General features: G+C 73.7%; 7 protein-coding genes and 1 pseudogene. 5 read left to right on the forward strand and 3 right to left on the reverse strand.

Annotated elements, in window-relative coordinates; translation table 11 throughout:
* Positions 1–117: 117 nt before the first annotated feature.
* Complete coding sequence (locus IE305_RS21870; RefSeq protein ID WP_190131370.1) at positions 118–1245, forward strand: GuaB3 family IMP dehydrogenase-related protein; 1128 nt, start codon at positions 118–120, stop codon at positions 1243–1245.
* A gap of 137 nt (positions 1246–1382) precedes the next feature.
* A complete protein-coding gene (locus IE305_RS21875; RefSeq protein WP_190131371.1) occupies positions 1383–2531 on the forward strand; it encodes a rod shape-determining protein in 1149 nt (382 codons plus the stop codon).
* Between the two features lie 25 nt (positions 2532–2556).
* Here the strand turns inward: IE305_RS21875 and IE305_RS21880 are convergent, their stop codons facing one another.
* Entirely contained in the window at positions 2557–3825 is a 1269-nt protein-coding gene (locus IE305_RS21880; protein WP_190131372.1) for a nucleotide sugar dehydrogenase, read from the reverse strand.
* A gap of 245 nt (positions 3826–4070) precedes the next feature.
* Here IE305_RS21880 and IE305_RS21885 point away from each other — a divergent pair, with 245 nt between their 5' ends.
* Complete coding sequence (locus IE305_RS21885) at positions 4071–5777, forward strand: glycerol-3-phosphate dehydrogenase/oxidase (RefSeq protein ID WP_190131373.1); 1707 nt, start codon at positions 4071–4073, stop codon at positions 5775–5777.
* Between the two features lie 28 nt (positions 5778–5805).
* Here the strand turns inward: IE305_RS21885 and IE305_RS21890 are convergent, their stop codons facing one another.
* Entirely contained in the window at positions 5806–6945 is a 1140-nt protein-coding gene (locus tag IE305_RS21890) for a serine hydrolase domain-containing protein (RefSeq protein WP_190131374.1), read from the reverse strand.
* Positions 6946–7059: 114 nt separating this feature from the next.
* On the opposite strand from IE305_RS21890, the pseudogene IE305_RS21895 reads away from it, so the two are divergent.
* Together IE305_RS21895 and IE305_RS21900 are read left to right on the forward strand one after the other, a co-directional pair.
* A pseudogene (locus IE305_RS21895) lies at positions 7060–8535 on the forward strand (serine/threonine-protein kinase); the annotation flags it as partial.
* Positions 8536–8821: 286 nt separating this feature from the next.
* A complete protein-coding gene (locus tag IE305_RS21900) occupies positions 8822–11167 on the forward strand; it encodes a serine/threonine kinase C-terminal domain-containing protein (RefSeq protein WP_190131376.1) in 2346 nt (781 codons plus the stop codon).
* Between the two features lie 30 nt (positions 11168–11197).
* On the opposite strand, the gene IE305_RS21905 is transcribed toward IE305_RS21900, so the two are convergent.
* Positions 11198–12814, reverse strand: coding sequence for a class I adenylate-forming enzyme family protein (locus IE305_RS21905; protein WP_190131377.1), 1617 nt, complete (start codon positions 12812–12814; stop codon positions 11198–11200).
* Between the last annotated feature and the right edge of the window lie 74 nt (positions 12815–12888).

Genomic DNA, 12888 nt, shown 5'->3' on the forward strand with positions numbered 1-12888 from the left:
CCGCAGGGAGCGGAACGAAGCCCGTGGCCCGGTGGCCGCGGGCTTCGCCGCGTCCGTATGTCCCCGCGTCGGGGATACTGGGATGCGGCAGACGTGGAGCAATGAAAGGCCACACACGTGACTGAGATCGAGATCGGGCGCGGCAAGCGAGGCCGCCGGGCGTACGCCTTCGACGACATCGCCGTCGTCCCCAGTCGCCGTACCCGCGACCCGAAGGAGGTCTCGATCGCCTGGCAGATCGACGCCTACCGCTTCGAGCTGCCGTTCCTGGCCGCCCCCATGGACTCGGTCGTCTCCCCGGAGACCGCCATCCGCATCGGTGAGCTGGGCGGCCTGGGCGTGCTCAACCTCGAGGGCCTGTGGACCCGCTACGAGGACCCCGAGCCGCTGCTCGCCGAGATCGCCGAGCTGGACGAGCGCACCGCCACCCGCCGCCTCCAGGAGATCTACTCCGCGCCGATCAAGGAGGAGCTGATCGGGCAGCGCATCAAGGAGGTGCGCGACTCCGGCGTCGTGACCGCCGCCGCGCTCTCCCCGCAGCGCACCGCGCAGTTCTCCAAGGCCGTCGTGGACGCCGGCGTGGACATCTTCGTCATCCGCGGCACCACCGTCTCCGCCGAGCACGTCTCCTCCGCCGCCGAGCCGCTGAACCTCAAGCAGTTCATCTACGAGCTCGACGTGCCGGTGATCGTGGGTGGCTGCGCCACCTACACCGCCGCCCTCCACCTGATGCGCACCGGCGCCGCGGGCGTCCTCGTCGGCTTCGGCGGCGGCGCCGCGCACACCACGCGCAACGTGCTGGGCATCCAGGTGCCGATGGCCACCGCCGTCGCCGACGTGGCCGCGGCCCGCCGCGACTACATGGACGAGTCCGGCGGCCGCTACGTGCACGTCATCGCCGACGGCGGCGTGGGCTGGTCCGGCGACCTGCCCAAGGCCATCGCCTGCGGTGCCGACGCGGTGATGATGGGCTCCCCGCTGGCCCGCGCCACCGACGCGCCCGGCCGCGGCCACCACTGGGGCATGGAGGCCGTCCACGAGGACGTGCCGCGCGGCAAGCGCATGAACCTGGGCGTGGTCGGCACGACCGAGGAGATCCTGCTCGGCCCGTCGCACACCCCCGACGGCTCGATGAACTTCTTCGGTGCCCTGCGCCGCGCCATGGCCACCACCGGCTACAGCGAGCTGAAGGAGTTCCAGCGCGTCGAGGTGACGGTCGCCCCGTCGCAGCACGACCAGCGCTGACGCCTGTCTCCAGGAGAGGGCCCGGGCCGCGGAAGCGGCCCCGGGCCCTTTCGCATTGCTGCTGCACCGCCGCTGTCCTGCCGTTGTCCGCCGTCAGCGCCAAATAAAGGTTCGACCATAGGGAATACTGGCGACTTATGGCGCAAAGCAAGTCGTTCAGCGGCAGGGACATGGGCATCGACCTCGGCACCGCGAACACGCTGGTGTACGTGCGCGGGAAGGGAGTGGTGCTCAACGAACCCTCGGTCGTCGCCGTCAACGCCGAAGACGGCAGCGTGTTGTCGGTCGGTTCGGAGGCCAAGGAGACCATCGGCCGCACCCCCTCGAACATCGTCGCCATCCGCCCGCTGCGGGACGGCGTCATCGCCGACTTCGAGATAGCCGAGCGGATGCTGCGGCACTTCATCAAGAAGGTCATGGGCAACCGGCTGTTCTCCCGGCCCCGCGTCGTGGTGTGCGTGCCGTCGGGCATCACGGGCGTGGAGCGCCGCGCGGTCATCGAGGCCGCGTCGCAGGCCGGTGCCCGCCAGGTGCACCTGGTGGAGGAGCCCATGGCCGCGGCGATCGGCGCGGGGCTGCCCGTGAGCGAGCCGACGGGCTGCATGGTGGTGGACATCGGCGGCGGCACCACCGAGGTCGCGGTGATCTCGCTGGGCGGCATCGTCACCGCGCGTTCGGTGCGCACGGCGGGCGACGCGATGGACGCGGCCATCATGTCGTACGTCAAGAAGGAGTACGCCCTCGCGATCGGTGAACGCACCGCCGAGGAGCTGAAGATGAGCATCGGCTCGGCCTCGCCGACCGGCTACTGGTCGCCCGCCGCGATCGGCACCGTCGCGCAGCGTCCCGAGCGGAACGCGGCCGTCGAGGACGGCGGCGACCCGGAGAAGACCCAGGGCCTGCTGCCGCCGGAGCGCTGCACCATCCGGGGCCGCGACCAGGTCAGCGGACTGCCCAAGACGCTGGAGCTGACGGCGGACGAGATCCGGCACGCCCTGACGGAGCCGGTCGAGGCCATCATCATGGCCGTCCGTCAGACGCTGGACGAGACACCGCCGGAGCTGTCGGGCGACATCATGGACCGGGGCATCGTCCTCACGGGTGGCGGTGCGCTGCTGCGCGGCCTGGACGTGCGGCTGAGCCGCGAGCTGGACATCCCGGTGCTCGTCGCGGACGACCCGCTGGACTGCGTGGCGGTGGGCACGGGGCGCTGCGTGGAGAACTTCGCCTCGCTGCGGACCGTGCTGGACGCACAGCCGCGCATGCTGTCCACCGGGCGGCTGTGACGGCCGTAGGGGCTGGGTGCTGCGGCTACAGCCGGTAGGCCGCGCCCGCGGGGCTCGCACCGCGCGTGTCCAGCAGCAGCTGGGCCTTGGCCGCGAGCCCCTGGAGGTCGTACTTGCGGTGCGGCTGGAGCAGCACGGTCAGGTCGGCGACCGCCGCGGCCTCGTAGAGGCAGTCCGCGCGCGGCACCGGCCGGCCCAGGACGTACCACTGGGCGACGTAGGGGTCGTGGTAGCTGAGCTGGGCGCCCATTTCCATCAGCCGGGAGGCGATCTCGCGGGCCGGTGACCCCTCCTGGTCGCCGACGTCGGCCTTGTAGCCGACGCCGAGCAGCAGCACCCGCGCGCCGCGCGCGGACTTGCCGTGCTCGTTCAGGAGCGTCGCGCAGCGCTGGATGATGTAGCGCGGCATGCGCCCGTTGACCTCCTGCGCCAGCTCCACCATGCGCAGGGGGTAGCCGAGGGTGCGGCCCTTGTAGGAGAGGTAGTTGGGGTCGATGGGGACCCCGTGGCCGCCGACGCCGGGCCCGGGGCGGAAGGCCTGGAAGCCGAACGGCTTGGTCTCCGCGCAGCGCACCACGTCCCAGAGGTCGACGCCGAGGTCGTGGCAGAAGACGGCCATCTCGTTGGCGAGCGCGATGTTGACGTGCCGGTAGTTGGTCTCCAGCACCTTGACGGTCTCGGCCTCCCGTACGCCCCGGGCCCGGACCACCTTGTCGCACACCCGCCCGTAGAAGGCCGCCGCCGCCTCCGTGCAGGCCGGGGTGAGGCCGCCGATGACCTTGGGGGTGTTGGCGTACCCCTGCTGGCGGTTGCCGGGGTCGAAGCGGCTGGGGGAGTAGGCGAGGTGGAAGTCGCGGCCGGCCTTGAGTCCCGATCCGGCCTCCAGGACGGGGCGGACGTAGTCCTCGGTGGTTCCGGGGTAGACGATGGATTCCAGCAGCACAGTGGTGTGCGGGCGCAGCAGGGGTGCCAGGGTGCGGGCCGCCTCGCCGATGGCGGAGAGGTCCAGGGCCCGGTCCTCGCCCAGGCGGGTGGGGGCGCAGATGACGGCGGTACGGACGCGGTCGAGCTCGGCGGCGTCGACCGTGGCGCGGAACCCGGCGGAGAGCATGCGGCGGATCCCGGCGGCGGTGAGCGTGCCCTCGGCGCCCTCGGGGAGCCGGCCGGCGCCCAGCTCGGCGACGATGAGGGGGTCGGGGTCGTAGCCGATCGTGGGGATGGCGGCGGCGGTGGCGGCCTGGGCCAGGGGGAGGCCGAGGGGGCCCAGGCCGAGGACGGCGAGGTCTGCGGGCATGGCGGGATGCGGTCCTTCCCGGAGGGGGATTTCCGGCGGGGACGGCCGTTACATCAGGTTAGGCGGATATATGACTGTTATGCGGTATTGCCGCGCGGGTATCCGGTATCGCGGCGCGGCCGGAACGGGCGATCTGGGGCAGCATCGGAGGAAGGACGGTGTGCGGGGCCGCGTGGCGGCGCGCCCGTGCCCGTACCGGCGGGTCACCGGCAGTGGCGGCGAGAGCGGTCTAGCGGGAGGCAGTGGTGAGGACAGCGACACTCGGGCCGGCCGAGCGCGGTGAGGCGCTCGCCCGGATGGCGGATCGGGAACTGGACGTCCTGGTGGTCGGCGCCGGCGTCGTCGGCGCGGGCACCGCGCTGGACGCCGCCACCCGCGGGCTGCAGACCGGCCTGGTGGAGGCGCGCGACTGGGCGGCGGGCACCTCCAGCCGGTCCAGCAAGCTCATCCACGGCGGCCTGCGGTACTTGGAGATGCTGGACTTCGCGCTCGTGCGGGAGGCGCTCAAGGAGCGCGGGCTGCTGCTCCAGCGTCTCGCCCCGCACCTGGTCAAGCCGGTGCCGTTCCTCTACCCCCTCCAGCACCGGGCCTGGGAGCGGTTCTACGCGGGCGCCGGCGTCGCCCTGTACGACGCGATGTCGGTCTCCTCGGGCCACGGCCGCGGGCTGCCCGTCCACCGCCACCTCACCCGGCGCAGGGCGCTGCGCGTGGCGCCCTGTCTGCGCAAGGACGCGTTGGTGGGCGCGCTCCAGTACTACGACGCCCAGATGGACGACGCCCGTTTCGTCACCACGCTGGTGCGCACCGCGGCGGCCTACGGCGCCGACGTGGCCAACCGCGCCCGCGTGGTGGGCTTCCTCCGGGAGGGCGAACGCGTCGTCGGCGCCCGGGTGCGCGACCTGGAGCAGGGCGGCGAGTTCGAGATCCGCGCCCGGCAGGTCGTCAACGCCACGGGCGTGTGGACCGACGACACGCAGAAGCTCATCGCCGAGCGCGGCCAGTTCCACGTCCGCGCGTCCAAGGGCATCCACCTGGTCGTACCGAAGGACCGCGTCCACTCCACCACCGGCCTGATCCTGCGGACGGAGAAGAGCGTGCTCTTCGTCATCCCGTGGGGCCGGCACTGGATCATCGGCACCACCGACACCGACTGGGACCTGGACAAGGCCCACCCCGCCGCCTCCAGCGCCGACATCGACTACCTGCTGGAGCACGTCAACTCGGTGCTCGCCGTCCCGCTCACGCGTGACGACGTGCAGGGCGTGTACGCCGGGCTGCGCCCGCTGCTGGCCGGCGAGTCGGACGCCACCAGCAAGCTGTCGCGCGAGCACACGGTGGCCCACCCGGTGCCGGGCCTGGTGGTGGTGGCGGGCGGCAAGTACACCACCTACCGGGTGATGGCCAAGGACGCGGTGGACGAGGCGGTGCACGGCCTGTCCCAGCGCGTGGCGGACTGCGTCACCGAGGACGTGCCTCTGGTGGGCGCGGAGGGCTACCGGGCGCTGTGGAACGGACGGGCCCGGCTCGCCCTGCGCACCGGCCTGCACGTGGCCCGCATCGAGCACCTGCTCAACCGGTACGGGTCCCTGGTCGACGAGGTGCTCTCCTACGTCATCGCCGACCCGTCCATGGGCGAGCCGCTGACCGGCGCCGACGACTACCTGCGCGCCGAGGTCGTCTACGCCGCCTCGCACGAGGGCGCCCGCCACCTGGACGACGTCCTCACCCGCCGGACCCGCATCTCGATCGAGACCTTCGACCGGGGTACGCGGTGCGCCCGTGAGGCCGCGGAGCTCATCGCCCCCGTGCTGGGCTGGGACGCGGCCCAGGTGGAGAAGGAGGTCGAGCACTACGAGAAGCGTGTGGAGGCGGAGCGCGAGTCGCAGCTCCAGCCCGACGACCAGACGGCGGACGCGGCCCGGCTCGGCGCCCCGGACATCCAGCCGGTGTGAGTCCGCGCGTGCGGCGGCCCCGTGCGGGTCAGCCGCAGAACTCGGCCGCGACGACCCGGGACTCGGCCGCCGGGCCGGGCCGCGCGTCGCTGTTGAGCCGGTAGCTGAGCAGGTGCCGGCCGTCGGCCGTGCCGAGCACTTCCACGTAGGAGCCGTTGATCTCCCCGTTGTGGCCCCACACCGTGCGTCGGCAGGGCAGCTGTACGGGGAACAGGCCCATGCCGTAGCGGCCCCCGGAGGCGGTGGTGTCCCGCATGGCCCGCAGCTGCCCCGGCGGCAGCAGGGCGCCTCCCAGCAGGGCGCCGAGGAACCGGTTGAGGTCGGTGAGCGTGGACACCATCTCGCCGGCCGCTCCGGCGGCGGAGGGGTTGAGGTCGGTGACGTCGGCGAGACGGGACGTACCGCCGTTCCGTACCGGTGAGTAGGCCCGGCCGTGCGGTGCCGGCAGCACCGGCCGGTCGCCGGGGAAGCTGGTGCCCGTGAGGTGGAGGGGCTCGATGACGCGGCGTCGGATCTCGTGTGCGTAGGAGTGGCCCGTCACCTGACGGATCAGCATGCCGAGGAGGACGTAGTCGGTGTTGGAGTAGTGGTAGCCGGCGCCGGGCGGCCCGTACGGAGGGTGGGCGAGGGCGGTGCGGACGAGGGCGTCGGGCGTGTGCGAGTCGTACCGGTGAGCGGTGAAGCCCGGGCCGAAGAACGCGCGGAAGAACGCCGGGTCGTCGGTGTACGAGAACAGCCCCGAGGTGTGGGTGAGGAGTTGGCGGACCGTGACATGTGCCGTCTCCTCGCTGTTCCGCAGCGCGGCGGCGGTCCGCGCCGGCAGCCGTCCGGCAACCGGTTCGTCCAGGTCGATCCGGTTCTCGGCGGCCAGCTGGAGGACGACGGTGGCGATGAAGGTCTTGGTGACGCTGCCGGCCCGGAACCGGTCGTCCGGCCCGATCGGCCGCCCGGTACGGACGTCCGCCACCCCCGCCGCGACGAACCGGACCGTCCCATGAGCATCCTGTGACAGCTCGGCCGCACCGGGAACCGTACGTTCCGAAACGAGGTCCTGTACTGCGGAGCGGGCGACGTCGCGGTCGCGTTCCGGCGTCACCGGCCCGGTAATGGCGCAGCACAGCGCGGCCATGGCCGCAGGGAGGCGCAGGAGGGCGGTGCGCGTCGGCATGCGCTCATCATCCATGGCCTCACGGACCCTGTCCTTCCACCGGTCCGCGGATGAGGGACAATGGTCGCTCTGCCAAGGTCGGTTGGTCGCAGAGCTGATTGCCAGAGGGGACGCATGTCGGAGGCGGAGCAGACGCAGGGCAACGCAGGGCGCCTCCTCGCCGGGCGATACCGCCTCGGGGCCGTCCTGGGGCGAGGTGGCATGGGCACGGTCTGGCGTGCCGACGACGAGACCCTGGGCCGTGTGGTCGCGGTGAAGGAGTTGCGCTTCCCCGCCAACATCGACGAGGACGAGAAGCGCCGCCTCATCACGCGCACCCTGCGCGAGGCCAAGGCCATCGCCCGTATCCGCAGCGCCGGCGCGGTCACGGTCTACGACGTCGTCCACGAGGACGACCGGCCCTGGATCGTCATGGAGCTCATCGAGGGCCGCTCCCTCGCCGACGTCATCCGCGAGGACGGGCCGCTCCAGTGGCGCCGGGCCGCCGAGGTCGGCCTGGCCGTCCTCGACGTGCTGCGCGCGGCGCACCGCCAGGGCATCCTGCACCGCGACGTGAAGCCGTCCAACGTGCTCATCGCCGACGACGGCCGCGTGGTGCTCACCGACTTCGGCATCGCCCAGGTCGAGGGCGACCCCTCCGTCACCTCCACCGGCATGCTCGTCGGCGCCCCCTCCTACATCTCCCCCGAGCGGGCCCGCGGCCACAAGCCCGGCCCGCCGGCGGACCTCTGGTCGCTGGGCGGCCTCCTGTACGCCGCCGTGGAGGGTGCGCCCCCGTACGACAAGGGGTCGGCCATAGCGACCCTGACGGCCGTCATGACCGAGCCGCTCGGCCCGCCGCGCAACGCCGGCCCGCTGGAGGAGGTCATCTACGGGCTGCTGGCCAAGGACCCGCAGAAGCGCCTGGACGAGGCCGGCGCGCGGGCCCTGCTGTCCGACGCCGTCAGCGCTCCCGACGAGCGGCGGCCCGCCGCTCCTGTCTCCCCCGACCTGGAGGCGACCCAGGCCATCGCCATCCCCTCCATACCTCCGGCCTCCGCCGAGCCCGCCTTCCGGCCCGGCGCCGCGGGGCGGAAGAGCGACGGCGGCCGCGCCGCCCGGATGTCCGAGACGACCGAGCGGACCCCTGCCCCCGCCCGCACCGGTGGCTCCACGAAGCCGTCGGCCAAGGCCTCCGCCGCGGGCGAGGAAGTGACGCGTGAGACCCCGGGCAAGCCCGCCGCGGCCTCCCCGAAGCCGGCGGCCAGGCCGCCGGTGAAGCCGGCCGGTGCCCGCCCGTCCGGCCCCGCCTCCGCCACCGGTGGCGCACGTGGCGCGTTCAAGCCCCTGCGCGACGACACCGAGGGCTCCTCCTCGTTCGGTGCCCGCGCGGAGGGCGCGGACCAGCCGGTCAAGCTCCGGGTGGGCAGCGTGGCCGCCTCCGCCCGCAACGGCCGCGGCCTGCGCGGCGGCACCACCTACGGGCGCGCCTCGATCGCCGACGTGGTCCCGCGCCGCGTCCTGATCGCCGCCGCCGTGGTCGTCGTCCTGGCCGTCGTCGCCACCGTGCTGACGCTCGCGCTCAGCGGCGGCGACGGGGGCGACGAGGGCAAGAAGGGCGGTTCGCCCCGTACGAGCAACAAGGGCATGAGCGTCACGTTGACGACGGTACGCGGCGACTCCGACCGCTTTCCGGCTTCCCGGTCGTGAACTGACCCGTCCCGAGCGGGACGTAGTGAGCCGTACGGGCCCGAAGGGGCGGGTTCGGCACGTATCGTGAGTCCTCGTGGACCCTGCGCAGCCGCAATGACCCGGTCGCACGGCCGGACCCCGGCGACCGGCCGGGCGGGGTGGGCGGATCGCACGTTTGGGCGTGTCACACGTTTGGGGAGGCGTCGTGGACGACTATGCGGGCAGGGTGCTCGCCGACCGTTACCGTCTGCCGCTGCCGCCCTCCGACGCGTTCGACCTCGTGGAGACCCGGGCCTTCGACACCTACAGCGGGCAGGAGGTCCTGATCCGGCAGATCCCCCTGCCGGAGGTCGTCGACGGCGAGGTCATGGGCGGCAGCCGGGCGACGGGGCCCGCCACCGGCCCGACGGCCCCCACGGCCGGTCACCCGGTGGTGCGCCGTGCGCTGGAGGCCGCCACCGCCGCCGCCCAGGTCCCCGACCATCCCCGCCTCGACCAGGTCTTCCACGTCTTCGCCGAGGCGGGCAGCCTCTGGATCGTCAGCGAACTGCTGCCGGCCCGCCCGCTGGCCGCGCTCCTCGCCGAGCGCACGCTGTCCCCGCACCGCGCGGCCGAGGTCGCCGCCGACGTCCTCGCCGCCCTGCGCGCCCTGCACGCGCAGGGCTGGACCCACCGCAACATCACCGCCCGCACCGTCCTCATCTGCGACGACGGCCGCGCCATCCTCACCGGTCTGGCCGCCGGCGCCGCCGAAGAGGCCCTGTGCGGCCACAACCCGGTACCCGGGCCCCAGAGCCCCGGACCGGGTCACGGCGCGGTTCAGGGGAAGGTGCCACGGCAGGGCGGTGGCACGGCAGGGCCCGCCGACCGTGGCGAGGCCCGCGCCGCCCGCGCCCTGCGCTCGGGAACCATCGCCGCCTACCACGCGGCAGCCCGCGCCGCCGCGGCCCGGGTCGCCGCCGACACCACGCCCGGCCCGCGGGCCGGCGCCTCGACCTGGGGCGGCGGCAGCGCCGCCAGCGGAACCGCACCGGCAGCGGACCCCACCGCACAGACCCGTGCCGACGCCCTTCTGGCCGGGAAGCCCCTCGCCCCCTCCTCCAACGGACAGGACCCTGCGGCTGGTTCCCGTCCGCCGGCTTCCGCTGGCACGGGCGCGGATATGGGCGTGGGTACGGGCGTGGGTACGGGCGTGGCAGGAACCGCCGGGGCACCCGCCGTCGCGGCTCCCGGTACGCCGGCCTGGGACCCTTCCGGCGGGCCCGGCGACGTCCTGGCCGCCGAGCGGGCGCGGCAGACCCGTATGGCCGTGGTCGGCGCCGTCACCGAGCGCTGGGCCCCCGAACAGGCATGGCCCCTCCAGGAGAACTGGCAGCTCGCCCCACCCGTCGGCCCCGCCGCCGACCTGTGGGCCCTGGGCGCCCTGCTCTTCCGCGTCGTCCAGGGCCACGCCCCGTACCCCGAGGACAGCGCCGCCGAACTCGTCCAGCTCGTCTGTGCCGAACCGCCCGCGTATGCCGAGGAGTGCGGCCCCCTGCGGCCGGTCGTCGAATCACTGATGCGCAAGGACCCGACCGAGCGCCCCGAGTTCGAGGAACTCCGCGGCTGGCTGCGTTCCCTCATCCGGTCCGCACCCGAACCCGACATCGGCAGCCGCACGGTCACCGTCCCGTCGCCCGCGGCGCCCGTGGCCGCCGACCCCCGCCGCCTGCCCGTGGTCCGGCGCCGGGGCGAACTGGTGGGCCGCCGCACGCGCAAGCCCGCCGGTGCCCCGGCCCTCGCCCATGGGCGGCACAAGCGCACGGCCGGCCCACCGGACCGCGAGCGGGCCGCGGTCGCTGCGGCCCCCGCGCCGCAGCGTCTCGGCCGCCTCCTCGTAGGGCTGGTCCTCCTCGCCCTCCTGGGCGCCGTGCTGTACGCGTTGCTGTTCATGCCCCGCGCCAGCGAGAGCGCGGGCCAGGCCCCTCAGGACCGCACGGGCTCTGCCGGGGCCCTGAGCGCTGCCCCCGGCAGCGGTGCCTCCTTGGGCAGGGTGGGCCAGACGTCCGCCGCCGAGTCCCAGGACGGTGCGAACACCGACGCCGCCGCCTCCGGTGCGGCCAAGGGCTTCTCCCTCCGCGAGGACCCCAAGGGGTTCACCGTGGCCGTCGCCAAGGACTGGCAGCGCCGCGGCGCGAACGAGCGCGGCCAGGTCGTGTACGCCGGCGGCGACTACGAGCTCGTCGTCGTGCCCGGCCGCGACACCGTCGAACGGTTCGGCAACGACCCCATGGCCTACCAGCAGGACCGGGAGCCCGAGCTCGACCCCTACCGGACCTCCACCTGGTCGGGCGCTTCGGGGCTGCGGCGCATCGACGTCGGCGGCACCGCGTCGGCCGAGGGCACCTTCAACTGGAACGACCGCAGCGGCCGCCAGGTGTACGTACGCAACCTCGCCATGATCATGGACGGCCGCTACCACGTGCTTCTCGTCCGCGGCCCCATGGACGAACAGCGCTCGGTGGACGCCTTCTTCGAGCAGGCGACCGCCACCTACCGCGCCCACGGGTGACCCGGGGCCAGTTCCCGGCCGGCCCGCCGCTCAGACCGGGCCGCTCCTGAACCGCTCGCGCAACCGGTCCTTGCGCACCTTCCGCAGCGTCCCGTCCCGCGGCAGCTCGTCGACGAGTTCCAGCTGCTCGGGCAGCTTGTGCGCCGCCAGCCCGGCAGCCCTGAGATGGGCCACCACGGCCGGCAGGGTCAGCGGCACGGCGCCGGCGCGCTGCTGGATCACCGCACAGACCCGCTCGCCCCGCACCGCGTCCGGCAGGCCGATCACCGCGACGTCCGCGACTGCCGGATGAGTCCGCACCAGCTGCTCGACCTCGGCCGCCGAGACCGTCTCGCCCTTGCGGATGACGACGTCCTTCACCCGCCCAGTGAGCACCAGATACCCGTCCGCGGTGAACCGTCCGACGTCCCCGGTGCGCAGGAACCCGTCGGCGTCGAAGGACTCGGCGGTGGCGGCCGGATCGAGATAGCCCCGGCACACCGCCTCACCCCGTATCCGTACCTCTCCCTGTGCGCCGTCCGGCACGGGACCACCACCCGGACCGGTCACGCGGACCTCCACGCCGGCGGCCGGCCGCCCCTCGGAACCCGCCAGCCGTTCCGGCGGGTCCTCGCCCGGTGCACCCATGGTGATCACCGGCGCCTCCGTCATGCCGTACCCGTGCGCCAGCTCGCACCCCAGCTCCTTTGCCACCGCCTCGTGCAGCTCCGGCGGCCGTGGCGCGCCCCCACCGGCCAGCAGCCGCAGCGTCGGGACGATCCTCCGGCCCGGCTGCTTCCGCTGCGCGGCGAGGAACAGCTCGTAGAACGCCGTCGACCCGCCTGCCACGGTGACCCCGTTCCGGCGGTAGGCGCCGAGCGAGCCGGGGAGTGCGAAGTGCTCCACCAGCAGCACCGGCATGCCGCTCAGCAGCGCCGCCATCGTGTAGACGACGCCACCGACGTGCCCGTACGGGAAGGCGATCGATCCCACGTCACCGGGGCCGAGACCGAGCGCGTCCGTAAGGGCCGCCCCGCACCTGATCAAGGAGCGGTCGGTGTGCAGGACGCCTTTGGGAGCCGCCGTGGTGCCCGAGGTCCAGTGGACCCAACGGGGCCGGTCCCCTCCGTCGGGCGGTGGCGGGAGAACGGCCGGGTCGGCCTCCGGGAGCGGCTCGTACGCGTGCAGCACGAGCGGCGGCACCCGCAGGGCCCGGGCCAGCCGGCGGGCCATGGCGCTGTGGTCGAAGCCCCGCCACTCACCGGGAACGGCGCAGAACCCGGCACCCGTGGCCTTGAGCGCATGGCCGGCCTCGTGATCGCGGCACGCCGTGATGAGGGGGCTCTGCACCGCGCCGAGACGGGCCAGGGCCAAGGAGAGGACCACCGTCTCGATACGTGTGGGCAACTGCCACACGAACCGGCTCCCCGGCCGGACCCCCACCGTGTGCAGCCAGGCCGCCACGCGCTCGGCCCGCTCCCGCAGTGCGGCGAAGGACAGCCGCCGGTCGTCCGTGCCGGGGGGCTCCTGGGCGGCGCCGGCATCACCGGCGGGATCGGTGGCCTGGAGGAGTGCTGGAGCGTGCGGGGTGAGCGCGGCACGCTGCTCCACCAGCTCCCACAGGGTGCGGGACGACACCAGGGCAGGAATGGTGCGGGTGTGGGACATGGCCGCCGCCCCTCGACTGATTTGTATCTGACGAAGCGTCAGATACTTCGGACGTTAGGACTGGGCGCCTTGTC

This window comes from Streptomyces mashuensis (assembly GCF_014654785.1).
Classification (GTDB): Bacteria; Actinomycetota; Actinomycetes; order Streptomycetales; family Streptomycetaceae; genus Streptomyces; species Streptomyces mashuensis.

Coding starts and splice junctions, on each gene's coding strand:
- IE305_RS21875 (WP_190131371.1), top strand. CDS start 1,383: ATGGCGCAAAGCAAGTCGTTCAGCGGCAGGGACATGGGCATCGACCTC.
- IE305_RS21880 (WP_190131372.1), bottom strand. CDS start 3,825: ATGCCCGCAGACCTCGCCGTCCTCGGCCTGGGCCCCCTCGGCCTCCCC.
- IE305_RS21890 (WP_190131374.1), bottom strand. CDS start 6,945: ATGCCGACGCGCACCGCCCTCCTGCGCCTCCCTGCGGCCATGGCCGCG.
- IE305_RS21905 (WP_190131377.1), bottom strand. CDS start 12,814: ATGTCCCACACCCGCACCATTCCTGCCCTGGTGTCGTCCCGCACCCTG.